The sequence below is a fragment of the Pseudomonas sp. GL_093 genome, assembly GCF_057837605.1.
In genome coordinates this window covers 921,035-944,792 of sequence record NZ_CM174448.1, presented here as the reverse complement: position 1 = coordinate 944,792, position 23,758 = coordinate 921,035, and the positions used below count along the sequence as shown (strand labels likewise).

Here is a 23,758-nt window from a genome sequence, read left to right as displayed (position 1 = left end):
CGGGAACATCACACTGTCATGCAGGTCGGTTACATCAGTAGTTGTCCAGGACCGCACGACGGATGTGTGTAAAAACGCGACATTTTTTGTTGATCTCAAGCCCCTCACGCCCTAAAGTTCGCGCCGAACGTCCATGCTGGAAACGATCCATCCGGCTCAAGTACTGACGACGAGACAGCAAGGCCAAGGGAAAGCACCGCTTCCCATGGCCTTTTTGCTTTCGGCGACATGCCTTGGGAAGTAGGCGAACCAAAGTGGGGATACGGAGGACGTTCATTTGCACCCATTGTTAATTTCAGTTTGCCAGTAGGAGTTCCCAGCATGTCGATCAACGTCGAAGACTATTTCGCGCGCGATACCTTCAACAAAATGAAGGCCTTCGCCGACAAACAAGAAACCCCGTTCGTGGTGATCGACACCGCGATGATCAGCCAGGCCTATGACGACCTGCGCGCCGGTTTCGAATTCGCCAAGGTCTACTACGCGGTCAAGGCCAACCCGGCCGTCGAAATCATCGACCTGCTCAAAGAGAAAGGCTCGAACTTCGACATCGCTTCGATCTACGAGCTCGACAAAGTGATGAACCAGGGCGTCGGCCCGGATCGCATCAGCTACGGCAACACCATCAAGAAATCCAAAGACATTCGCTACTTCTACGAGAAGGGCGTGCGTCTGTATGCCACCGACTCCGAAGCCGACCTGCGCAACATCGCCAAGGCTGCACCGGGTTCGAAAGTCTACGTGCGCATCCTCACCGAAGGCTCGACCACCGCTGACTGGCCTCTGTCGCGCAAATTCGGCTGCCAGACCGACATGGCCATGGACCTGCTGATCCTCGCTCGCGACCTGGGCCTGGTGCCGTACGGCATCTCGTTCCACGTCGGCTCGCAACAGCGCGACATCAGCGTCTGGGACGCGGCGATCGCCAAGGTCAAAGTGATCTTCGAACGCCTGAAAGAAGAAGACGGCATTCACCTGAAGCTGATCAACATGGGCGGCGGCTTCCCGGCCAACTACATCACCCGCACCAACAGCCTGGAAACCTACGCTGAAGAAATCATCCGCTTCCTCAAGGAAGACTTCGGCGACGAGCTGCCGGAAATCATCCTGGAACCGGGCCGTTCGCTGATCGCCAACGCCGGCATCCTGGTCAGCGAAGTGGTGCTGGTCGCCCGTAAATCCCGTACCGCGGTAGAGCGATGGGTGTACACGGATGTGGGCAAGTTCTCCGGCCTGATCGAAACCATGGACGAAGCCATCAAGTTCCCGATCTGGACCGAGAAGAAAGGCGAGATGGAAGAAGTGGTCATCGCCGGCCCAACCTGCGACAGCGCCGACATCATGTACGAAAACTACAAGTACGGCCTGCCGCTGAACCTGGCGATTGGTGATCGCTTGTACTGGTTGTCGACCGGTGCGTATACCACCAGCTACAGCGCCGTTGAGTTCAATGGCTTCCCGCCGCTGAAGTCGTTTTACGTGTAAGCGCTACGCGTAGAAATGAAAAAGCCCATGACGTGTCATGGGCTTTTTTGTATCTGAGTCAGCTCCCGAGCACGCTGTTGATACTCGCTGGCCAGCCCATGAATCCTTGGATCGGTCGACGTCGATAACGTCTGAGTCGCCACCCGCAGGAAATTCAGGTTCCCCCCGGCCAGTGCTTTGTGCAACCAACCCAGCGCCTCGTCGATATTGCCTTCATCCGCCAGCACAGCGGCATAACTGAACTGCCCTCGAAAATCCCCGCCGAGTGCCGAGCGTCGATACCAGTCATGCGCAGCTTGCGGATCTGCCGGACACACTCGCCCGTCTTCCAGATAACGCCCCAGCAGGTTCATCGACTTCGCATGACCCAGCTCAGCCGCCTGGCGATACAGGTTAAGTGCTTGCAACTGATCCTCGATCACGCCGCGCCCGGTGGCCAGCAGATTTGCGTAGTTGTACATCGCCCAATCCAGACCACTTTCAGCTGCAACGCGATAATGCTTGGCGGCAACTGACGCATCGGCAATACAACCCCAGCCATGCTCATGACAACGACCGAGCATGTTGCGCGCCATCAAGTGCCCACCCTGAGTGGCTATCGCGAACCAGCGCAAGGCCAGCGGCTGATCCTGCTCGATGCCCTGCCCATCCAGCAGAATCTGCCCGAGCAACGCTTGAGCATCCAGCACGCCTTCACGGGCGGCGATCAGAATCGCCTGTGCCGCGCGCGCCGGGCTTTCGTCGAGCATGGCTTTGAGCTGATCACCGTCGAGGATTTCCTCACGGCGCAGTTGATAACTCATACCTCGACCCAGCGACGCAACAGGTTGTGATAGGTGCCGGTGAGGCGAATCAGCGAAGGGTGATCGGGCATGTCCTGGGTCAGCTGCTGGATCGCCCCGTCCATCTCGAACAGCAAAGTGCGCTGGCTGTCTTCGCGGACCAGGCTTTGGGTCCAGAAGAACGAGGCGTAGCGAGTGCCGCGCGTCACGGCGTTGACTTTGTGCAGGCTGGTGCCGGGGTACAGAACCATGTCACCGGCCGGCAACTTCACCCGTTGGGTGCCGAAGGTGTCCTGGATTTCCAGTTCGCCGCCGTCGTAGTCGTCCGGTTCGCTGAAGAACAGAGTGGCCGACAAATCGGTGCGCACCCGCTCGATGCTGCCCTTGGGCTGGCGCACGGCGTTGTCGATGTGAAAGTCGAAACTGCCACCAGCCGTGTAACAGTTCAGCAACGGAGGGAAAACCTTGTGCGGCAACGCGGCTGACATGAACAGCGGATTTTTCCACAGCCGTTCCAGCATCGCCGCGCCGACTTCCTTGGCCAGCGGATGACCTTCCGGCAGCTGCAGATTGTGCTTGGCTTTGGCCGACTGGTAGCCGGCAGTGATTTTGCCGTCGGCCCAATCTGCCTGCTCCAGAGCCTCGCGGATGCGCTGCACTTCTTCTTTCGCGAACACGCCGGGAATGTGCAGCAGCATGGGATGACACCTGAGGACAAAGAGGCGGCAATGGTATTGATTCTTATTGCCTGTGTACAACCCCTGTGACGAACGAGACAGCAAAAACCGTAAGGGCAAATTGTAAAGAATGTAAATTTGTCGCGAATAGTAACGTTTCGCAATTGATACAAATACCTGTTTACCCTATATTCCGCGACCTCAAATCCTTGGGGAGGGGAATTCTCATGTCACGCCAACAACCACAATTACCGGCCAGTTCACCGCGTTTGCTCGCATCTGCAATTGGCGTGGCGCTCACTGCCAGCTCTGCGGGCCATATGGCTTTCGCGGCTGAACAGACCGAGGAAAAAGCACCGAGCAACGTGATTTCGCTGGGCGCTACCGCTATCAACGGCGAAGCTCAGGACGAGACCTCCTACAAAACCGATACCTCGGCCAACAAGAAGTACACCGCGCCACTGCGCGAGACGCCGAAAAGCGTCACCGTGATTCCGCAACAAGTGATTCGCGATACGGGCGCTACCAGTCTGGTCGACGCGTTGCGCACCACACCGGGTATCACGTTTGGTGCCGGTGAAGGCGGCAACCCGGCTGGCGATCGTCCGATCATTCGCGGCTTCAACGCAGAAAGCGACGTGTTCATCGACGGCATGCGCGACCCGGCCTCCCAGAGCCGCGAGATCTTCAACGTAGAATCGGTCGAAGTCAGCAAGGGCCCGGGATCAGCCTTCACCGGCGCCGGCTCCACCGGTGGCAGCCTGAACCTGGTGAGCAAGACCGCCAAGCTGGGCAATGCCTACAACGGCGGTTTCACCTGGGGCTCGGACCAGACCAAGCGCACTACTCTCGACCTGAACCAGCAGATGACCGACACCTCGGCCTTCCGTCTGAACCTGATGAAGCACGAAGCCAACGTCGCCGGCCGTGATGCCGTGGACGTCAGCCGTTGGGGCGTGGCACCTTCCTTCGCGTTTGGCCTGGGTACCGACACCCGCCTGACCGTCGGCTACTACCACGTCGAAACCGACGACATGCCCGACTACGGCCTCCCGTTGACCTTGAGCCCCAACCGCAGCAAGTACAACGTCGATAAACCTGTGCATGTCGATCGCGACAACTTCTACGGCCTCACCGGTCGCGACTATCGCCAGACCAGCAACGACAGCGGCACCATCAAGATCGAACACGATCTGAATGATGACCTGACCGTGTCGAACAGCTTCCGCATGTCGCGTTCCACACTCGATTACATCGTCACCAACCCGGACGACAGCAAGGGCAACGCGGCGCTTGGCAGCGTGTATCGCGGCGCGAAAAGCCGTAACTCGACGTCCAGCGGCTGGATCAACCAGACCGACCTGAGCGCCAAATTCAACACCGGCGCCATCGAGCACAGCCTGGTCACCGGCCTTGAGTTTTCCTATCAAGACACCCACAACCGCCCGTACATCCTGACCTCGACCGCCAGCGGCACCCGGTGCAACCGCGCCCTGTTCAACTCCGGCGACTGCACCAGCCTGCAGAACCCGACGCCTGGGGATAACTGGAACGGCTCGATCACCGACAGCGCCGCGTTCACCGACACCGACACCAAAACCGCTGCGGCCTACGTGTTCGATACGCTGAAGTTCAACGAGCAATGGTCCCTGAACCTGGGCCTGCGTTACGACAACTACCAGGTCAAATCCAGCGGCCACGCCAACGCCAGCAGCACCGCGCCAGCGAACGACTTCTCCCGTGAGAACACCAGCGATCTGGTCAACTACCAGATCGGCGTGGTCTACAACGTGTTGCCTAACGGCAGCATCTACGCGGCTTACTCCACCTCCAGCAACCCGTCCGGTGAAACCAGCGGCAACGGTGGCCTGGACCTGGCGGCGAATAACACCGATCTGGACCCGGAAAAGAACCGCAACTACGAGATCGGTACCAAGTGGGACTTCTTCGGTGACGACCTGTCGCTGACCGCCGCACTGTTCCGCACCGAGAAAACCAACGCACGGATCAACGATCCGGACGGTGGCACCACTCAAGTGCTGGACGGCGAACAGCAGGTCAATGGCCTGGAACTGAGCTACGCCGGCAAACTGACCCGTAACTGGAGGGTCTTCGGCGGCTACACCTACATGGAAAGCGAAGTGGTCAAAACCACCCTCGCCGCCGATGAAGGCAACCACATGCCAAGTACTCCACGGAACAACTTCACGTTCTGGTCGACCTACGACCTGGTGCCGGACAAGTTGACCGTCGGCGCCGGCGCCACCTTCGTCGACTCGCAGTTCGGCAACGTCGCCAACTCGGTGGAGATCCCGTCCTACTGGCGCTACGACGCCATGGCCAGCTACGCCCTGACCAAGAACGTCGACCTGCAACTCAACGTGCAGAACCTGACCGACAAGCGTTACTTCGACCAGGTGTTCCAGACGCACTACGCCCACGTGGCGGCGGGTCGTACCGCCCTGCTGAGCGCCAACTTCCACTTCTGATAGAAGCGTGAAGACCAGGGCCCCGTTCATCCACGTGAACGGGGCTTTTGTGCGTAATAAAGAATGTTTCTCGACAACCCACGGCATAATGCGCGCCGTGATCATTATTTTCGAACGAACAAGGCGAGCAACGTGTTGAAGAAAACCCTGTTCCAGTTGCACTGGTTTTTCGGCATCAGCGCCGGACTGGTCCTGGCCCTGATGGGCATCACCGGGGCGACGGTGTCGTTTCAGGATGAAATCCTGCGCGCGCTGAACCCTTCTGTGTTGCAGGTCGAGAAGCAGGTCGCCGGCGTCCTGCCGCCCGCTGAACTGGTGGAAAAAATCGAAGGCGCCTCGGGCAAGAAAGTCTCGATGCTCTGGGTCGAGACCGACAGTGGTAACGCCGCGCGCGTGATCTTTACTCCGCCACCGGGCGAGCGCCGTGGGCAGATGCGCTACTTCGACCCGTACACCGCCGAGTTCATGGGCGACGCCACCGGCCAGGATTTCTTCGGCCTGATGCTGCAACTGCACCGCTTCCTCGCCATGGGCGATAGCGGTCGGCAGATCACCGGTGCCTGTACGCTGATTCTGGTGTTCTTCTGCCTGTCCGGTCTTTACCTGCGCTGGCCGCGTCAGTGGAAAAGCTGGCGCGCCTGGCTGACCCTCGACTGGAAGAAAAAGGGCCGCAGCTTCAACTGGGATTTGCACTCGGTGGCCGGCACCTGGTGCCTGGTGTTTTACCTCCTGGCAGCGCTCACCGGGTTGTCCTGGTCCTATGAGTGGTACAACAAGGGCCTGACCCGATTGCTTTCCGACTCACCACAGAACGAGCGCGTTCGCGGCGGTCGCGGCCCTGCGCCAAGCGGCCCGGCGCCCACCGCCGACTACGCCGCGATGTGGAGCAGCATCTACAGCGCCGCCGGCCCGGCACTGAGTGCCTACAACATCCGCATGCCGCCAGTGGCCGGACAACCGGCCACCGTGTTCTACCTGTTGAACACCTCACCTCACGACCGCGCGTTGAACCAGATCTCGCTGGACCCGGCGACCGGCATCGTCAAGCGCCATGATCGCTACAGCGACAAGAGCCTCAAGGCGCAACTGCTGACCAGCATTTACGCGCTGCACGTCGGCAGCTACTTCGGAATCATCGGGCGGATCATCCTGACGATCAGCGCACTGACGATGCCGCTGTTTTTCGTCACCGGTTGGTTGTTGTACCTCGATCGTCGACGCAAGAAAAAGCAGATCAAGGATGCCCGCAAAGACCTCGCACAACCGGACAATGACGCACCGGCGTGGCTGATCGGCTTCGCCAGCCAGAGCGGCTTTGCCGAGCAATTGGCGTGGCAGACTGCCGGGCAATTACAGGCTGCGGGCCTGCCGGTGAAGGTTCAGCCGCTGGCGGACGTCAGCGAGCAAGACTTGCGTGATTCCAGCAATGCGTTGTTCGTGGTCAGCACCTTCGGCGACGGTGAAGCGCCGGACAGCGCCCGGGGGTTTGAGCGCAAAGTGCTGGGCCGGACGTTGAGCCTGGAAAGCCTGAACTACGCAGTGCTGGGCCTCGGTGATCGCCAGTATCAGCACTTCTGCGGCTTCGCTCGACGCTTGCACACGTGGCTGGGCGAGCACGGCGGCAAGACCCTGTTCGCCCCGGTGGAGGTCGACAGCGGCGACCCTTACGCCTTGCGTCACTGGCAGCAGCAACTGGGTCTGCTGACCGGACAGGCGCCCGTGGACACCTGGCAAGCGCCAAGCTACGACAACTGGAACCTGACCCGCCGTGAGTTGCTCAACCCTGACAGCAGCGGTTCGGGCGTTTACCTGCTCGGCCTCACCGCCCCCAGCACCAGCAGTTGGCTGGCCGGTGACCTGGTGGAAGTGTTGCCGCGCAATTGTCCGTGGGCGATCGAACATTTCCTCGATGGCCTGGGCATTGACGGTCGCGCCACGGTTGCGCTCGGTGGCCTGTCACAACCGCTGGAGCAAGCCCTCGCCAGTCGACAACTGCCGGAAAACAGAACTCACCTGGTCGGCCTGCATGCCCAGGCGCTGGTGGATGCGCTGGTGCCCTTGGCCATGCGCGAATACTCCATCGCCTCGATCGCCGCCGATGGCATCCTCGAACTGATCGTGCGCCAGGAACTGCATCCCGACGGCAGCCTGGGCGTCGGCTCCGGCTGGCTGACCGAACACGCCCCGGTGGGCGGCACCATCAGCCTGCGCGTACGACGCAACAGCGGTTTCCACCTGCCGGTCGAACCGGCACCGATGATCCTGCTGGGCAACGGCACCGGCCTGGCCGGGCTGCGCAGCTTGCTCAAGGCGCGGATCGCCGATGGGCAGCAGCGTCATTGGCTGTTATTCGGCGAACGCAATCGCGAGCATGACTATCTGTGTCGCGATGAGCTGGAAGAATGGTTGATTTCGGGGGATCTGGAGCGGCTGGACCTGGCGTTCTCGCGGGATCAGGCCGAGAAGATCTACGTACAGGATCGACTGCGCGAGTCGGCGGACGAGCTGAAAAAATGGCTGGCCGAGGGTGCGGTCATTTACATCTGCGGCAGCTTGCAAGGGATGGCTTCAGGCGTGGATCACGTGCTCAACGAAATACTCGGAATTGCAGAGGTCGACCGCCTGATCGAGCAAGGCCGGTATCGGCGTGACGTCTACTAAAAGAGCCCCTCACCCTAGCCCTCCCGAAACGTCGGACCGCCCGTAGGGAGAGGGGACTGACCGTGAGTTTCTTTAGAAATACTGCGACCTGAAATACCGAGTCGAACTCAGGCATTGAAAACAGTGAAGATCGGCTCCCTTTCACCCTCTCCCCCATGGGGAGAGGGCTGGGGTGAGGGGTGGCTCTACAGGCAAACGACAAAACCTCAGCTACAGTAAAACCTCCATCCCCCTTCACACGGACGTGAAGCATGCCCACCCGCCCCTCCTCCAACCAACGCCAATTCGCCCGCTATCTGCGCACCAATCAAACTGACTGCGAGCTCCTGCTCTGGCAAAAACTTCGTTCTCGGCAAATCGCCAATCTGAAATTCCGTCGGCAGTTTCCATGCCCGCCGTACATCCTGGATTTTTATTGCGTGGAGCTGAAGTTGGCCATCGAACTGGATGGTGGTCAGCATTACGAGACAGCGGCAAAAATACATGACCGGCGTCGAACGCTTTACCTTCAGCAGCAAGGTATTGAGGTTGTGCGGTTTAGCAATCTGGAGGTAATTGAGCGGATGAGTGAAGTGCTTGAGCAGATCCTGAGGATTGCTGTGAATCGAACATTGCCCCCTCACCCTAGCCCTCTCCCAGAGGGAGAGGGGACTGACCGTGAGTTTCTTTAGAAATTCTGCGACCTGAAACATCGAGTCGAACTCAGGCCTTGAAAACGGTGAAGATCGGCTCCCTTTCCCCCTCTCCCCGTGGGGAGAGGGCTGGGGTGGGTAAAAACCGGGGACATCCTTTACGTTTGAGACCGGGGACATGGTTTACAGGTATCAATCATGGTCAGGAGGTACTGACCATGCCCTGGAATCGAGAGTCCCCGATGGATCAGCGAGTGAAATTAATCCATGACTGGCTTAGCGGCAGTTACAGCAAGAGCCAACTGAGTCGGCGATATGGCATTAGCCGTCCGACGGTCGATAAGTGGCTTGATCGGTATGCAAGCTGCGGCGTAGATGGCTTGAAAGAGCGCTCGCGAAAACCGCTGAGCTGTCCGCACCAAACCCCCGATGAAATCATTGCCACGTTGCTTGCGAAGAAAAGCGAGCACCCGGATCGCGGGCCGAAGCAACTGATCCAGCGTCTGCGCAATGCGCAGCCGCAGATCGCTTGGCCGGCCGCCAGCACCGCTGGAGAGTGGCTGAAAAAGGCCGGTCTGGTGATTCCTCGACGGCTGCACCCACCCCGTCCGCATGGGCCGGTGCATCTGCGTCAGGCCGACGAGCCCAATCAAACCTGGTGCGCCGATTACAAAGGACAATTCAAAACCCAGGACGGCCGCTGGTGCTATCCGCTGACCATCACCGACCATGCCAGTCGCTATCTTCTGGCGTGCCGGGCGCTTCCCAGCACCCACGGTGAACCTACGCGTCAGGGCTTCGAGTGGGCGTTCCGGGAGTTCGGCATGCCTGATGTGATCCGCACCGATAACGGCGCTCCGTTTGCATCGACAGGCTTGGCCCGCCTCTCCAAGCTGTCCGTCTGGTTCATCAGGCATGGTGTCCACCCCGAAACAATCAAGCCGGGACGCCCGGATCAGAACGGTCGGCATGAACGCATGCACCGCACGCTAAAGGCTGCCGTTCTCAGGCCGCCGGCGGAAAACCTGCTGCGTCAGCAGCTTGCCTTTGAGGACTTCGTACAGGATTTCAATCACGCACGGCCTCATACGGCGCTGGAGATGAAGACGCCAGCGGATATCTATCGCCCGTCACTCAGACCTTATCTAGGCTATTTGCCGGCGATCGAATACGGGGCCGACGTCGAAGTACGGCGGGTGCGCAAGAATGGTGAGATCAAGTGGCAAGGGGGCCTGATCTTTCTGGGCGAGGCGCTGATCGACGAGCACGTCGCGCTGAAGGAGGTGGCTGATGGCGTGTGGGAGTTGTACCTTTGCTCTTTCCCTTTAGGCAGGCTTGAACGCGGTGCCAAACGCGTATCAAGCCTGTTAAATGTGTAAACGATGTACCCGGTCAAATGTGTAAAGGATGTACCGGTCTCTACAGTGAGGGGTGGATCTATCAGACTGGCTGCAGCTTCTGCTCAAACACCCCCACCCCATCCAAATCCCGCAACACCACACTCATCTCCCCCGTCTGCCCATCAATGTTCACCTCACCAAAAAACTGAAACCCGGCAAACGGTGAAGTGTTCTGTGCCGGCGGTGCTTTCTCGAACACCACCTCGGGACCAAAGGTCTTATCCAGCGAATCAGGCCCGAAGCTCCCCGCATTCAAAGGCCCGGCGACAAACTCCCAGAACGGTTCGAAATCCTGAAACGCCGCACGGTCCGGGTGGTAATGGTGCGCTGCGCAGTAATGCACATCCGCCGTCAGCCAGACAAAGTTGCGCACTTGCTGCGCCCGCAGAAAACCCAACAATTCGGCGATTTCCAGTTCACGCCCCTGGGCCGGTCCCGGATCACCGTTGGCCACCGCTTCCCAGCGCGCCACACCGGGACTGACTTCACCATCCGGTACGCCGAGGCCGATCGGCATATCAGCAGCGATGACTTTCCACTGGGCATTGGAAGCCTTCAACTCACGTTTGAGCCAGTCCAGCTGTTCACGTCCAAGGAACGGTTTAGCGCCACCCAGGTTGTCGTCATTAGCTCCGCGATAACTGCGCATATCGAGCACGAACACATCGAGCAATGGACCGTAACCGAGCTTGCGATAAATCCGCCCGCCGCCATCGGCGCTCTGCAACCGCATCGGTGCGTATTCGAGCCAGGCCTGACGCGCGCGACCGACCAGGCTGTGGATATCTTTGCTCTTGTAGCGATCATCCAACTGCTTGCCCGGCGACCAGTTGTTGACCACTTCATGATCGTCCCACTGCCAGATCTGCGGGACCTCGGCGTTGAAGCGGCGGATGTTTTCGTCCATCAGGTTGTAGCGGTAATTGCCGCGATAGTCGTCGAGGGTTTCGGCGACTTTGCTCTTGGCTTCAGTGGTGATGTTTCGCCACACGCGGCCGCTCTCTGTGGTGAGCTGCGCAGGTATGGGACCGTCTGCATAGATGGTGTCGCCGCTGTGGATAAAGAAGTCTGGCAGGCGCAAACGCATGGCTTCGTAGATGCGCATGCCGCCGATGTCCGGGTTGATGCCGAAGCCCTGGCCAGCGGTGTCGCCGCTCCAGACGAAACGGATGTCGCGACGGGTTTGCGGCACGCTGCGCAGGTGGCCGAACCAGGGCTCGCTGGCGACGCCGCTCTGGGCGTCTTCGAAGTGCACGCGGTAGAAAATCGCCTGGTCGGCGGGCAGGCCAGTGAGTTCGACGCGGGCAGTGAAATCGGTATTGGAATCGGCCAATGGCGAGACAAAACGACGAGGGTTGCTGAACAGGCTGCGGGTGTCCCACTCCACCACCATTCGCGCCGGACGATCACAACGACTCCAGATCATCGCCCGGTCGCCCAGCACGTCGCCGGACTGCACGCCATCGGTGAGTTGCGGACGATCCTTGACCGAGGCAATGACCGCCGGCGCCAGGCCTGGCAACAACAGCCCGGCGCCGACGGCTTGTATGACACGACGGCGACCGAGGTCGAATTCGCTCATGGTGTTCTCCCTGAAAAGGAAAACTTAAGCACATGCCCATGAAACCGGTGTGACACCGCCCTACCCTGTGGGAGTGAGCCGGCTCCGGGCGGCGTTCCGACGATAGCGGTGTAACAGTCAACTTATCTATTGAATGTTAAGCAGCCATCGTCGGAACGCCGCCCGGAGCCGGCTCACTCCTACAGCAGTGCGGTGGGGTGTCAGGCGTTGGCGGGTTCCAGTGCCAGCTCGACCGCTTCCGGCCGCTTGAGCACCGCATACGCCACCGCCGTCAGTAGACTCCCAGCCACAATCGCCAGCAGATACAACAGCGCATGGTTGATCGCATTCGGGATCGCCAGCACGAACAACCCGCCGTGCGGCGCCATCAGTTTGCAGCCGAAATACATCGACAACGCACCGGTCAGCGCACCACCGGCAATGCTCGCTGGGATCACCCGCAGCGGGTCTTTCGCGGCAAACGGAATCGCGCCTTCGGAAATAAAGCACAGCCCCAATACCAACGCCGCTTTACCGGCCTCGCGTTCGGTCTGAGCAAACTTGCGCCGCGCGATAAACGTAGCGATGCCCAAGCCAATCGGCGGCACCATGCCGGCCGCCATGGTCGCGGCCATCGGTGCATAACTTTGCGACGCCAGCAGCCCCACCGAGAACGCATACGCGGCTTTGTTGATCGGCCCGCCAAGGTCGACGCACATCATCCCGCCCAGCAACACACCGAGCAGAATCGCGTTGGTGGTGCCCATGCTGTCGAGGAAATGCGTGAGGGCTTCGAGCATCCCGGCCACCGGTTTGCCGACCACGTAGATCATCACCAGACCGGTGAACAAACTCGCCAGCAACGGGATGATCAGGATCGGTTTCAGCGCCTCAAGACTTTGTGGCAAGCGCGCATAACGGTTGATCGCCTGCGCCGCGTAACCGGCGATGAAGCCGGCAACGATCCCGCCGATAAAACCGGCGCCCAGAGTACTTGCCAGCAGACCACCAATCATCCCCGGCGCCAGGCCCGGACGGTCGGCGATCGAGTAGGCGATGTAACCCGCCAGCAGCGGCACCATCAGCTTGAACGCGGTCTCGCCGCCGATCTGCATCAGCGCCGCCGCCAACGTGCCCGGTTCCTTGAACGCAGTGATGCCGAACACGAACGACAAGGCGATCATCAGACCGCCAGCCACCACCATCGGCAGCATGAACGACACGCCCGTCAGCAGGTGTTTGTAGACACCGGTTTTCTCTTGCTTGGCCGGGCCTTTGGCGCCGGTCGAAGCGGTTTCCTGCGTGCCTTCGGCCAACGCTTTATTCAGCGTCGCTTCGGCTTGTTTGAGGGCGATTCCGGTGCCGCAACGGTAAATCTTCTTGCCGGCGAAACGCTCGGTGGCGACTTCGATATCGCAGGCCAGCAGCACTACATCCGCATCGGCAATGGCTGCGGCACTCAGCGGATTGCGCGCACCGACCGAGCCCTGGGTTTCCACTTGCAGGTCGTAACCCAGACGCTTGGCCGCTTGCTGCAAGGCTTCGGCGGCCATGAAAGTGTGAGCGACGCCGGTCGGGCACGCGGTAATCGCGACCAGGCGCGGGGCATTTTTCACGAGGGCGGCAGGCTCGGCCACGGCTTCGGGGGCGACGTAAACCTGAGCCTCTTCAGCACCGCGACGCAGCACCGCTTCAACATCTTGCAGGGCTTGCGCCGGAGTGCTTTGGAACACCCGCTTGCCGACGAATCGCGACATATCCACCGGCGCGCTGGTCACCAGCAACACCCATTCAGCCGCCTCGATCGTGGCCGCCGACAATTGGCGTTCAGGGTGCGCGGCATCGTTGACTTCGACACTGGTGCTCCAGCCCTGACGCTGGGCCGCCGCATCAAGCAAACGGGCGCACAGCACACTGGTGACCATGCCGTTCGGGCAGGCCGTAACAATGGCTAACTTCATGACAAACCCTCTTATTGTTCTGTCAGGGTGCGCATGCGCACACCCTGTTCGAGCCGCGCCAACTGCGTGGCGTCGCCAATACCGAAACCGATCTGGGTGACCGCCATCGCGGCAATCGCCGTGGCGGTGCGCAAGGTCTGTTCAGGCGTGTCGGCGCTGAGCAGACCGTGGAGCATGCCGGCCAGCAACGAATCGCCTGCGCCCACGGTGCTGACGACACTGACCTTGGGCGGCGTGGCATGCATCGCCGAGCCGACACTGAACCAGTTCACGCCATCGGCGCCGTCGGAGATCACCACGTGCTCGATGCCTTGAGCGTGCAAGCGGCTCGCGGCTTGCGCTTGCGCAGCCACCGAAACCACCTCGCAGCCCAGCGCGTCGGCCAGCTCTTCGGTATTGGGCTTGATCAGCCACGGACCAGCCTTGAGCGCCGCCCGCAAGGCTTCACCGCTGGTGTCCAGCGCCACGTTCAAACCGAGATTTTTCAAACGCACAATCAACGCCTGCAGCCACTGCGGACTGATGCCTTGAGGCAGGCTGCCGGCAACGACGACCGCGTCATGATCGGGTGCAATCTGATCAAGTCGATCAAGCAATGCCTGCTGCGCGGCTTCACTCACCAAGGGTCCTGGACCGTTGATGTCGGTGATGCGTCCATCGCTTTCCGCCAGCTTGATGTTGCTGCGCGTCTCGCCCGGGACACGGATGAACGCGTCGACAAACCCGCGTTTGGCGAACAGGGTTTCGAACGCTTGAAGGTTGTCCTCCCCGAGGAAACCGCTGACCGTGAGCTGATGCCCGAGGTCCGCCAGCACTTGTGCCACGTTCACGCCTTTACCGGCGGCATGCGTATGCATCTCGTCGCTACGGTTGACTTGGCCCGGGGCAAGTAACGGCAATTGGACCGTGAGGTCCAGCGCCGGGTTGAGGGTCAGTGTCAGGATCTTGGCCATTACAGGGCCTCCACTAATGCGCGTACTTCATTTGCGCTGCCCACGGCCAAGGCCTGTTGGGCAAGAATTTTGGTCTGCGCCAGGCTGAGTTCGCGAACCCGCGCCTTGACCTCGGCAATGCTGCGACCCGACACACTGAGCTCATCCACACCCAGACCGACCAGCACCGGCACTGCCAGCGGATCGGCCGCCAACTCGCCGCACACGCCGACCCACTTGCCGTTGGCATGCGCCGCACGCACGGTGATGTCGATCAGTTGCAGCACCGCCGGGTGCAAGCCGTCGGCCTGGGCCGACAAGGTTGGATGACCACGGTCGATGGCCAAGGTGTATTGGGTCAGGTCATTGGTGCCGACGCTGAAGAAGTCGACCTCTTTGGCCAGCACCGGCGCCAACAATGCAGCCGACGGCACTTCAATCATGATCCCCAATTGCAGGTCGGCAACCGGAATTTCCAGACGCAGACGTTCGGTCATGTCCCGCGCCTGGCGCCATTCGTCGACGCTGCCGACCATGGGAAACATGATCCGCAGCGGACGGTTGTCCGCCGCACGCAGCAAGGCACGCAATTGCGCTTCCATGATGTGCGGACGTTGCAGGGTCAGGCGAATACCGCGCACGCCGAGAAACGGGTTTTCCTCTTTGGCGATCGGCCAATACGGCAGCGGTTTGTCACCGCCAACGTCGAGGGTGCGCACCACCAGCGGCCGACCGGCCAGACCATCGAGGACGCGACGGTATTCGACTTCCTGAGTCGCCTCGTCCGGCGCTTGCGAGTGGGCCATGAAAATCAGTTCGGTGCGCAACAGGCCAATGCCTTCGGCGCCCTGCTCCACCGCGCTGGTCACGCCAGCGCTTTCGCCGATGTTGGCGAACACTTCGACCGCATGGCCGTCAGTGGTCAGTGCCGGTTGATGGCGTTGTTCGGCGGCTGCTTTCAGACGTTGCTCGCGGGTGTCGCGCTCTTCGGTGGCGCGTTGCAAGGTCGCCGCGTCGGCGTCCACGTGCAGGCGGCCGCGCTGACCATCAATCAGCAACGGCGTGCCCGGCGCCAGCAGCAACACGGCCGGACCGGCGCCGACCAGCGCCGGAATACCGAGGGCTCGGGCGACGATCGCACTGTGCGCGGTGGCGCCGCCTCGGGCGGTGAGGATGCCGGCAACGCGCGCCGGATCAAGGCGGGCGACGTCGGACGGACCGACTTCATCCATCACTAGAATGTACGGTTGCTCCGGCTCGCTCGGGGTTTCGACGCCACTCAGTTGCGCCAGCACTCGACGGCCGATATCACGCAAGTCGGCGGCGCGTTCGGCGAGCAAGGCGTCCTGCAGCGATTCCTGTTGTTTGGCCGCCGCTTCAATCACCGCCATCCACGCCGCTTCGGCGCTTTCGCCCTGCTTGAGACGGGTGTCGACTTCATCGGTCAATTCCGGGTCGTCGAGCATTTCCTGGTGGGTGATGAAAATTTCGCGGATGGCCTTGGACTTGCTGCGTTCGATCAAGCCTTCGATGTCACGACGCACGTCCGCCAACGCCTGTTGGAGACGCTCGCGTTCGATGGCGGCAGACTCACCGCGCAGCGGGTATTCAATGGTTTGCAGCACTTGTATGTGCGCCGGGCCGATGGCGATGCCCGGTGCGGCGGCGATGGCCTGAACCAGACTGCCGGACGCTGGCGCGAGGATTACCTCGGCCACATCGGCGATCACTTCGCGTTGTTGACTCACAGCCGGCAGCGGCTCGACTTCTTCACCGAGGCCTTCTTCGATGGCGGCCAGCAAAGCTGGCAAGGCATCGGCGGCGATGCTCGGTTCGGCGACAAATTCCAGCACCTGACCGCGACGGGCGCCGAGGCTGAGCAGTTTGCTCAAGCTCTTCACCGACACCGCGCTGTCCTGGCCATCGACGATGCGTACGCGGATTTCACCTTCAAAACTTTTCGCCAGTTGCGCGAGGATCTTCGCCGGACGCGCGTGCAAGCCGTGGGCGTTGGCCAGGGCGATGCGAGCGCTGGGCCAATCGGCCGGAAGCTCACCGCCCAGGACTTCGAGGACTTTACGGCTGCTGGTGGCGCGACCCAATTCGTGGCCGCGACCTTCGATCAGCAACGCACAAAGGCGTTCGAGCAGGGCCTGATGGGCTTCACCGAGGCTGGCCAGGCAGAACAGACCGCTGAGCGGTTGGCCGAGGTAGCGCATGGGTTTGTCCGGCGTGACGAAGGCCAGGCCCGGACGCTTGACCGTTTGTTCGCTGTGCAACCACCAAAGGCCATCGCCCAGTGGCAGCGCATCAACTTGTTGCAACACGGCCGAGAAACCGTTGCTCACGCAGTCGGCCTGACGCAGCAAGCGTGCACCGCGCCAGACCAGCTCTTCAAAGTCATCGGCGGACACACCGAGGCCGATCATCTGCGCATCCAGCGCCAGTTCTTGCGGCGCGCCTTGCAGCAGTTTCAGCAGGGCTTCGGCGGAACTGGCGCGACGCAGCGCCTGGCCCAGGTCGGTTTCGCCGAGGGCACGGGTCAGCAGTTGCAACAAACGCAGGTGTTCGTCGGATTTGGCCGCAATACCAATCGCCAGGTAGACGATCTGACCGTCGCCCCAATCCACGCCTTCAGGAAACTGCATCAGCCGCACGCCGGTGGAAAACACCAGATCGCGGGTTTCCGGCGTACCGTGGGGGATGGCAATACCTTGACCGAGAAAGGTCGAGCCCTGGGCTTCGCGCGCCTGCAAACCGGCGAGATAACCCTCGGCGACCAAGCCATCGGTGACCAGATGCTGGGCCAGCAGGTGCAGCGCTGCGGACTTATCCACAGCCGATTGGCCCATGGATATCTGCTCTATGGTGAGCTCGAGCATGCTTTCTCCTTTTTGGCGTCTTGTGACGCCAGGTATTGTTTTGAATGATTCAGCTTAGGCTCTTAGACACACCTTTTCAGGGGCAGTTTTGGCGGTTTCGCGGCAGAACCGGAAAAGGAGCCCATAACGTAGAAAATACGCTTGCTGAAACGTTTAATCTAGAATGATTGGCACGTTACTCGATAATGTCTCATCCTTGAAGTCCAATTGTCGGATGCGTCGCGACGATGGTCGTCTGCCTTAATCGGGTAGGATTGGCGAAAATGTCGAGGCAAGCTCGAAAAAACAAGGAAAACCCGGGTTGAAACTCAGTGATATCGCCCAGTTGGCCGGTGTGTCCGTTACCACCGCCAGCTACGTCATCAATGGCAAGGCAGAACAACAACGTATCAGCAGTGCCACCGTCGAGCGCGTGCGCGCGGTCGTCGAACAACATGGCTTTACGCCCAATCCCCAGGCTGCCGGGCTGCGCAGTCGGCATACCCGCACCTTGGGTTTCATTCTGCCGGACCTGGAAAACCCCAGTTACGCGCGAATCGCCAAACTGCTGGAACAAGGCGCCCGGGCTCGCGGCTATCAGCTGCTGATCGCCAGTTCCGACGATGCGCCGGACAGCGAACGGCAATTGCTGAAGCTGTTCCGGGCCCGGCGTTGCGATGCGTTGATCGTTGCCAGTTGCCTGCCGGCCGGCGATGACAGCTATCGCCAATTGCAGGCCAAGGGCATTCCGATCATCGCGATCGACCGGGTCATGGAGCCTGAGCATTTCTGTTCGGTGATCAGCGATGACCGCGAGGCCAGCCTGCAACTGACCCGCAGTCTACTGGACCCGCTGCCCAAACAGATCGCACTGATCGGCGCACGCCCCGAACTGAGCATCAGCCAGGAGCGGGCGGGCGGTTTCAAAGAAGCGTTGGACGGGTTCAAAGGCGAGGTGCTGATCGAACACGGCGAATCGTTCAGCCGTGAGTGCGGCAAACAGTTGATGGAAGAACTGCTACAGCGTCTGGGCCATTTGCCGGATGCGCTGGTGACAACTTCCTACGTGCTGCTTCAGGGCGTATTCGATGCCTTGCACGACTTCCCGCTCAAAACCCGCCCGCTGCGACTCGGCACATTCGGCGACACGCAGCTGCTGGATTTCCTGCCGCTGCCGGTCAACGCCATGGCCCAGCAGCATCAGCTCATCGCCGACAAAGCGCTGGAACTGGCCCTGGCCGCCATCGAGCAATCGGATTACCGACCCGGCGTGCAGGCCATCGCGCGGACCTTCAAGCAGCGTATTCGCCAGGACTGAACCGTGGAGCTGATCGACAGCCACACTCATCTGGATTTTCCGGACTTCGACGAGGATCGCACGGCGTTGTTGGCCGAGAGCCGCGCCCTCGGGGTGCGGCGGATGGTGGTACTGGGGGTTTATCAGGGCAATTGGCAGCGGGTCTGGGATCTGGTGCAAAGCGATCCTGACCTGCATGCGGCGTTCGGTCTGCATCCGGTCTATCTGGATGATCATCGTCCCGAAGACCTGACGGAACTCGGTGACTGGCTGACTCGGTTAGCCGGCCATCGACAGCTGTGCGCGGTGGGCGAGATCGGTCTGGATTACTTTATCGAAACCCTGGACCGTGAACGTCAACAGGTACTGTTCGATGCGCAACTGCAACTGGCGGCGGACTTCAATCTTCCCGCGCTGATTCATGTGCGACGCAGCCACGCGGCGGTGATTGCCACGCTTAAACGGTTTCGCTTGAAACGCGCGGGGATCATTCATGCCTTTGCCGGCAGCAAAGAAGAAGCCCGCGAATACATCAAGCTCGGTTTCAAATTGGGCCTGGGCGGTGCCGCGACCTGGCCTCAGGCCCTGCGCATGCACCGTGTACTGGCCGAGTTGCCGCTTGAATCGGTGGTACTGGAAACCGATTCGCCGGACATGGCTCCCGCCATGTTCCCCGGCCAACGCAACAGCCCGGCGCATCTGCCGGTGATCTGCTCGGCACTGGCCGGGATCATGGCGATCAGCCCCGAGCAATTGGCCGCCGCCAGCACGGCCAACGCTTGTGAGCTGTTCAACTGGTAATCAGTCGGCGTGTGCCTTGGCGGCTTCCAGCGTCAGTGTCATGTGTTGCCGGTGCCGGGCAAACCGCATGACGGCGAAATAGACGAAAATCGCCAACAGCGAAAAATTCAGCTGCTCCACGACGCTGAACATCCCGATCCACTCCAACACCAACGCCACCAGCAACGCGGTGCACACCATGATCAACGTGCTCGCCCGCAGCAATGCCAGGGAGTCGAGCGACTTGAAGCGCTTGATCTGTTTCGGATCGTTCAGTTGTAAAGCTTTCTGGCAGTGGGAACACGTGAACGCTTCATTGATGGCAATTGCATTGAGTTGCCAGGGTTTGAGCAGGAGCGTGCTCCCGCAATGAGCGCAATGACCCTGGATTCCAATCGTTACCGCAGACATAACCGAGCCTCCTCAGGGCGGGTCCAAGTGATTGATCTTCCTTCATTAAAGACCAAAAACCAGACGACGGAGGAAAAATTGCCCGCCCGTTCAAACTGTAGGAGCCGGGGTGTTTTTCAGACCCGGAACGCGCTGATCAGTTGCTTGAGCTCCACCACCTGAGCCGACAACGCACGGCTGGCATCCTCGGTCTGGTGTGCACCTTCGGCGGTACGCTCACCGGCGCGGTTGATTTCGACAATATTCTGGTCGATGTCATGGGCCACGGCGGTCTGCTGCTCTACCGCGGCGGCGATCTGCTGGTTCTGATCGACGATCATGCCGACGGCACCGAGTATGTTTTCCAGCGCTTGCTGAACCTTTTCCGACTGCCCCACCGTGCCGTTGGCCATCTGATGACTGGTCCCCATCGCCTTCACCGCAGCGCCGACACCGCTGTGCAGCTTGGCGATCATCTGCTCGATTTCCTCGGTCGATTGCTGGGTGCGCTTGGCCAGGGTCCGGACCTCGTCCGCCACCACCGCAAAACCACGGCCCTGCTCGCCGGCCCGAGCGGCTTCGATGGCCGCGTTGAGCGCCAGGAGGTTGGTCTGTTCGGCGATGCTCTTGATCACCTCCAGCACGCGGCTGATGGACTGGCTGTCGCTGGCCAGTTGATTGATCACCAGCACCGACTGATCGATCTCACTGGCCAGTGCAGCGATGCTGCCCTGCTGGGATTCCACCAGCCCGCGACCGCTGATGGTCTCGTCGTTGACGCTATGGGCGCTGCTGACCGCCGCGGCGGCACTGCGCGCCACCTCAAGTGAGGTGGCCGACATCTGGTTCATGGCCGTGGCGACCTGCTCGATCTGCGTGCGCTGCCCCGCCACCGCCTGGTTGCTCTGGGCGGAAACGTTCTCCACCTGCCCGGCCTGGCGCTCGACCTCACTGACGGTCTGGCCGACCCGCTCGATCAGGTCATGGATTTTCTTCACGGTGCCGTTGAACACCTCGCCCAACTCGCCCAGTTCATCGCGGCTGTTGGCGCTGAAGGTCACCGTCATGTCGCCGGCCGCGACCTTGTCCATCACCGCGCCAAGACGCTTGAGGGTGGTGCGGGTCGAGGCGTAGAAGCCGCCGTAAAGGTAAAAAATCAACACAAACACCACCGACAGCGCCACGGCCTGCAAGACCATGTGGGTGCGGTTCTGCTCCAGTCGCTGTTGCAGCTGGGTGCCGAGAAACTTCAGGGTGGCTTCATTGAGTTGGTAGGTCTGGTCCATCAGGCCCGTGACCTGATCGTAAAAGCCCTGCCACGGCGCATCGAGCGTGTCGGCCATCACCACCTGCTCTTCGAACAGTTCACTGGCCTTTTTCAACGACGCCTTGCTGCTATCGGCCTGAGCGGCCAGGGTTTCCCGTGCCGCTTTGCTGGAGCCCATCGCGTCCTGCAACTTCAGGGCATATTCGGCGTGCAGTTTTTCGATCTGCGCCAGCAACTCATCAAAACGGGTACTCGATGCCGAGTTGAGAAAGCCCTGCCCCAGCGAAAAAGAGCCCATCGCCCGACCTTCACCCAGAAGCTGGGTCACGGGTGGGGTGACATTGGTAATGAGTTCGCTCAGCTGGCGCATGTCGCTCTGGGTGTCGCGGCTCAGGCCGGCCTGACTGGCGATGATCTGGCTGAAAATTTGCGCGTTGCCGAGCAACTTGCCAATCATCGCGCTTTTGCTTTGCAGGGAGTTTTCCGCTTGCTGAGCCTTGAATGCGGCGATCATTTCATCGCGTTTGCCATCGAAAACCATGATTTGCTCGGGGTCAGCGGTCATCGCCGTCAGCCCTTGCAAACGGGTCAGCACATTTTGCCCCAGGGTACTGATCTGCGACTCGACATTGCCGGCCTTGCCTGACTGACCGAGAGTGACGTTGATCTGCACCAGGTTGTTCAGGGTTTCCAGATCGCGCCGTAACATCAGGCTGCTGCCCAGCAGGTCGAGGCTTTGCAGTTCGACCCGGGTGCCCTGGAACTCTCGATAAGAATCACGCACCAGATAGAAGTTGGTCACCAGCATCGGCACAAGGAACAGCACGCTGATCAGGCTGAACTTCATGCCAAAGCTCAGGCGGTTCATCAGCGCGACGGCGGGATAGAGCAAGCTCTTCACTGGAAGTCTCCCTTTGATTTCTTATTTTTATTGGCAGGCGCGGGTCGACAGCAGATAGCCACTATTCGGCGCTGTCTCTGTATAGCTCAAATCGGCGGGAGGTTTTGTAACTTAAGGTTAACGGCGGGGGGACGCTGACTTGTAGCAGCTGCCGAAGGCTGCGTTCGGCTGCGCAGCAGTCGTAAATCCTGATCACGCGGTGAGTCAGCCAAACCGCGGTGTCTGAGTTGGCGACTGCTGCGCAGCCGGACGCAGGCTGCGCCAGCTGCTACAGGGTTCAGTGTGCTTACGGAAGGACGGTCCACAACGCAAAACCGGCGTACCAGAGCACCGCCGCGCGCAGCAGCAGTTCCCAGATCCGGTCGAGGCTGTTGATGCCGTCAGGCCCGACCACCGGTGCCGGGATTTCACCGGCCACCAGCCCGACCTTCTCGATCAATTGGGCGGCGCTGATGTTCCAGTTCAGCAGTTCGTGCAGCATCACCCGGCTGACCGCGACAAAGTTGCCGACCAACGCAAAACTCGCCGCCAACAAACGCACCGGCACCCAGTCGAACGCGTGACGCAGTTTGGCCGCGCGCTCGACCACGGCCGGGTTCTGCCCGTGTTCTTCGGCCAGGGCCAGCAGTCGATAGCTCAGGGCCGCGACCGGGCCCAGCAGGAAGTACCAGAAAATCACCGCGAAAAAGCTCTGATAAGCCTCCCACAGCAAATGCCCTTCGACCCGTTCCAGCAGTTGTTCGCCGCTATCGGCGCAGATACCCACATCGCGGTCCGCTACATGAGCGGCCGCTTGCAGGTCTTCCCGGCGCCAGGCATCGCGAAACGGCCCGAGACCGGCCAGCAGATCACCGCGACCGAGACTGTAAATCACCACCAGCAGGTGCACCGGCAACGCCAGCAGACCGTAAGCCACCGGGTCCAGTACCAGCAGCAGCAAACCCAGCAGTGCCACTGGCAACAACACCAGTATCAGCAAAATCAGCCACGGACTTTTCGCCAGACGTGGATTGACCTCAAGCTTGTTCAGCTCGCGAACCCATCCACCATCGCGCTGAACCCGATGACGCAGGGCCGAGAACTTCTCGATCCAGACCGCCAACAGCAACACCAGAAAACTCATTGTTGTTCCTCTTGTGCCAGGGCAGCGCGATAGCGTGCCCAGTCGAACGCCGGCCCCGGATCGGTTTTACGCCCGGGTGCGATGTCGCTATGCCCACAGATGCGTTGTGCGGTGATACCCGTGAACGTGCTTTGCAGCTGCCGGGTCAGGGTCGTCAACGCTTGATACTGGGCGTCGGTGAACGGCAGATCATCCGTGCCTTCAAGTTCGATGCCCACGGAAAAATCGTTACAGGTTTCCCGCCCTTCGAAACTCGAGACGCCGGCATGCCAGGCACGTTCAAGACAAGAGACAAACTGAGTGACAGTGCCGTCACGTTCGATCAGAAAATGCGCAGACACACGCAGGTCGGCGATCCCTTCAAAGTAGGGGTGCTCCGTGACATCCAGACGATTCTGGAAAAATTCCTGCACCTTGCCGGTAGCGAACTGCGCTGGCGGCAGGCTGATGTTGTGGATCACCAGCAGGGAAATTTCGCCCGAGGGGCGCGCATTGAAGTTGGGCGAGGGGCAAATATCTACGCCCTGACACCAACCGCTCGCGGGGTCCAACTGCATAC

General features: G+C 60.6%; 17 protein-coding genes. 7 read left to right on the top strand and 10 right to left on the bottom strand.

Annotation, left to right across the window (positions count from 1 at the left end; translation table 11 throughout):
* Positions 1-321 precede the first annotated feature (321 nt).
* Complete coding sequence (locus AC3IUE_RS04115) at positions 322-1,485, top strand: type III PLP-dependent enzyme (protein WP_033058084.1); 1,164 nt, start codon at positions 322-324, stop codon at positions 1,483-1,485.
* Positions 1,486-1,520: 35 nt separating this feature from the next.
* Here AC3IUE_RS04115 and AC3IUE_RS04110 read toward each other — a convergent pair whose 3' ends face one another.
* The gene (locus tag AC3IUE_RS04110) at positions 1,521-2,288 is read right to left on the bottom strand and encodes a tetratricopeptide repeat protein (protein WP_489265720.1); all 768 of its coding nucleotides are present in this window, start codon (positions 2,286-2,288) and stop codon (positions 1,521-1,523) included.
* Entirely contained in the window at positions 2,285-2,965 is a 681-nt protein-coding gene (locus AC3IUE_RS04105; RefSeq protein WP_489265718.1) for a Fe2+-dependent dioxygenase, read from the bottom strand. Before AC3IUE_RS04105 ends, AC3IUE_RS04110 begins: the two co-directional genes overlap by 4 nt.
* 206 nt (positions 2,966-3,171) lie before the next feature.
* Here AC3IUE_RS04105 and AC3IUE_RS04100 point away from each other — a divergent pair, with 206 nt between their 5' ends.
* The 4 genes from AC3IUE_RS04100 to AC3IUE_RS04085 all read left to right on the top strand — a co-directional run bounded on the left by AC3IUE_RS04100 (position 3,172) and on the right by AC3IUE_RS04085 (position 10,105).
* A complete protein-coding gene (locus tag AC3IUE_RS04100) occupies positions 3,172-5,433 on the top strand; it encodes a TonB-dependent receptor (protein WP_489265716.1) in 2,262 nt (753 codons plus the stop codon).
* A gap of 132 nt (positions 5,434-5,565) precedes the next feature.
* Positions 5,566-8,094, top strand: coding sequence for a PepSY domain-containing protein (locus AC3IUE_RS04095; protein ID WP_489265714.1), 2,529 nt, complete (start codon positions 5,566-5,568; stop codon positions 8,092-8,094).
* A 251-nt stretch (positions 8,095-8,345) separates the two neighbouring features.
* Positions 8,346-8,765 (top strand): endonuclease domain-containing protein, encoded by a 420-nt coding sequence (locus AC3IUE_RS04090; RefSeq protein ID WP_489265712.1) that lies wholly within the window; start codon positions 8,346-8,348, stop codon positions 8,763-8,765.
* 179 nt (positions 8,766-8,944) lie between these two features.
* Entirely contained in the window at positions 8,945-10,105 is a 1,161-nt protein-coding gene (locus AC3IUE_RS04085) for an integrase core domain-containing protein (RefSeq protein WP_489264019.1), read from the top strand.
* Between the two features lie 61 nt (positions 10,106-10,166).
* Here the strand turns inward: AC3IUE_RS04085 and AC3IUE_RS04080 are convergent, their stop codons facing one another.
* From AC3IUE_RS04080 to ptsP, 4 genes are all read right to left on the bottom strand, one after another.
* Complete coding sequence (locus AC3IUE_RS04080; protein WP_489265710.1) at positions 10,167-11,708, bottom strand: alkaline phosphatase D family protein; 1,542 nt, start codon at positions 11,706-11,708, stop codon at positions 10,167-10,169.
* A gap of 200 nt (positions 11,709-11,908) precedes the next feature.
* On the bottom strand, positions 11,909-13,648 hold the full coding sequence (locus AC3IUE_RS04075) for a PTS fructose-like transporter subunit IIB (protein WP_489265708.1): 1,740 nt from the start codon (positions 13,646-13,648) through the stop codon (positions 11,909-11,911).
* 11 nt (positions 13,649-13,659) lie between these two features.
* Positions 13,660-14,601 carry a 1-phosphofructokinase gene (gene pfkB / locus AC3IUE_RS04070; protein ID WP_489265707.1) on the bottom strand — a complete coding sequence of 314 codons (942 nt, stop codon included), beginning with the start codon at positions 14,599-14,601 and terminating at the stop codon, positions 13,660-13,662.
* On the bottom strand, positions 14,601-17,462 hold the full coding sequence (ptsP, locus tag AC3IUE_RS04065; protein WP_056742873.1) for a phosphoenolpyruvate--protein phosphotransferase: 2,862 nt from the start codon (positions 17,460-17,462) through the stop codon (positions 14,601-14,603). Before ptsP ends, pfkB begins: the two co-directional genes overlap by 1 nt.
* Before the next feature lie 301 nt (positions 17,463-17,763).
* On the opposite strand from ptsP, the gene cra reads away from it, so the two are divergent.
* Together cra and AC3IUE_RS04055 are read left to right on the top strand one after the other, a co-directional pair.
* Positions 17,764-18,759, top strand: coding sequence for a catabolite repressor/activator (cra, locus tag AC3IUE_RS04060; RefSeq protein WP_056742871.1), 996 nt, complete (start codon positions 17,764-17,766; stop codon positions 18,757-18,759).
* A gap of 3 nt (positions 18,760-18,762) precedes the next feature.
* Positions 18,763-19,539: a TatD family hydrolase gene (locus AC3IUE_RS04055; protein ID WP_489265704.1), complete on the top strand. Its 777-nt coding sequence runs from the start codon at positions 18,763-18,765 to the stop codon at positions 19,537-19,539.
* Here the strand turns inward: AC3IUE_RS04055 and AC3IUE_RS04050 are convergent, their stop codons facing one another.
* The 4 genes from AC3IUE_RS04050 to ampD all read right to left on the bottom strand — a co-directional run bounded on the left by AC3IUE_RS04050 (position 19,540) and on the right by ampD (position 23,756).
* Positions 19,540-19,929 (bottom strand): hypothetical protein, encoded by a 390-nt coding sequence (locus AC3IUE_RS04050; protein WP_489265702.1) that lies wholly within the window; start codon positions 19,927-19,929, stop codon positions 19,540-19,542.
* A 116-nt stretch (positions 19,930-20,045) separates the two neighbouring features.
* Positions 20,046-22,076, bottom strand: a complete 2,031-nt coding sequence (locus AC3IUE_RS04045) for a methyl-accepting chemotaxis protein (protein WP_489265700.1) — start codon at positions 22,074-22,076, stop codon at positions 20,046-20,048.
* A gap of 286 nt (positions 22,077-22,362) precedes the next feature.
* Entirely contained in the window at positions 22,363-23,199 is an 837-nt protein-coding gene (gene ampE, locus AC3IUE_RS04040) for a regulatory signaling modulator protein AmpE (RefSeq protein ID WP_489265698.1), read from the bottom strand.
* On the bottom strand, positions 23,196-23,756 hold the full coding sequence (gene ampD / locus AC3IUE_RS04035; protein ID WP_056741082.1) for a 1,6-anhydro-N-acetylmuramyl-L-alanine amidase AmpD: 561 nt from the start codon (positions 23,754-23,756) through the stop codon (positions 23,196-23,198). The genes ampE and ampD overlap by 4 nt, the downstream gene beginning before the upstream one ends.
* Positions 23,757-23,758 lie beyond the last annotated feature (2 nt).

What these genes read in the sequence shown, in the direction of transcription:
- ptsP (WP_056742873.1), bottom strand. Translation starts at nt 17,462, where the DNA reads ATGCTCGAGCTCACCATAGAGCAGATATCCATGGGCCAATCGGCTGTG.
- AC3IUE_RS04110 (WP_489265720.1), bottom strand. Translation starts at nt 2,288, where the DNA reads ATGAGTTATCAACTGCGCCGTGAGGAAATCCTCGACGGTGATCAGCTC.
- AC3IUE_RS04050 (WP_489265702.1), bottom strand. Translation starts at nt 19,929, where the DNA reads ATGTCTGCGGTAACGATTGGAATCCAGGGTCATTGCGCTCATTGCGGG.
- AC3IUE_RS04105 (WP_489265718.1), bottom strand. Translation starts at nt 2,965, where the DNA reads ATGCTGCTGCACATTCCCGGCGTGTTCGCGAAAGAAGAAGTGCAGCGC.
- pfkB (WP_489265707.1), bottom strand. Translation starts at nt 14,601, where the DNA reads ATGGCCAAGATCCTGACACTGACCCTCAACCCGGCGCTGGACCTCACG.
- AC3IUE_RS04080 (WP_489265710.1), bottom strand. Translation starts at nt 11,708, where the DNA reads ATGAGCGAATTCGACCTCGGTCGCCGTCGTGTCATACAAGCCGTCGGC.
- ampD (WP_056741082.1), bottom strand. Translation starts at nt 23,756, where the DNA reads ATGCAGTTGGACCCCGCGAGCGGTTGGTGTCAGGGCGTAGATATTTGC.
- AC3IUE_RS04085 (WP_489264019.1), top strand. Translation starts at nt 8,945, where the DNA reads ATGCCCTGGAATCGAGAGTCCCCGATGGATCAGCGAGTGAAATTAATC.
- AC3IUE_RS04100 (WP_489265716.1), top strand. Translation starts at nt 3,172, where the DNA reads ATGTCACGCCAACAACCACAATTACCGGCCAGTTCACCGCGTTTGCTC.
- AC3IUE_RS04090 (WP_489265712.1), top strand. Translation starts at nt 8,346, where the DNA reads ATGCCCACCCGCCCCTCCTCCAACCAACGCCAATTCGCCCGCTATCTG.
- AC3IUE_RS04075 (WP_489265708.1), bottom strand. Translation starts at nt 13,648, where the DNA reads ATGAAGTTAGCCATTGTTACGGCCTGCCCGAACGGCATGGTCACCAGT.
- AC3IUE_RS04115 (WP_033058084.1), top strand. Translation starts at nt 322, where the DNA reads ATGTCGATCAACGTCGAAGACTATTTCGCGCGCGATACCTTCAACAAA.
- ampE (WP_489265698.1), bottom strand. Translation starts at nt 23,199, where the DNA reads ATGAGTTTTCTGGTGTTGCTGTTGGCGGTCTGGATCGAGAAGTTCTCG.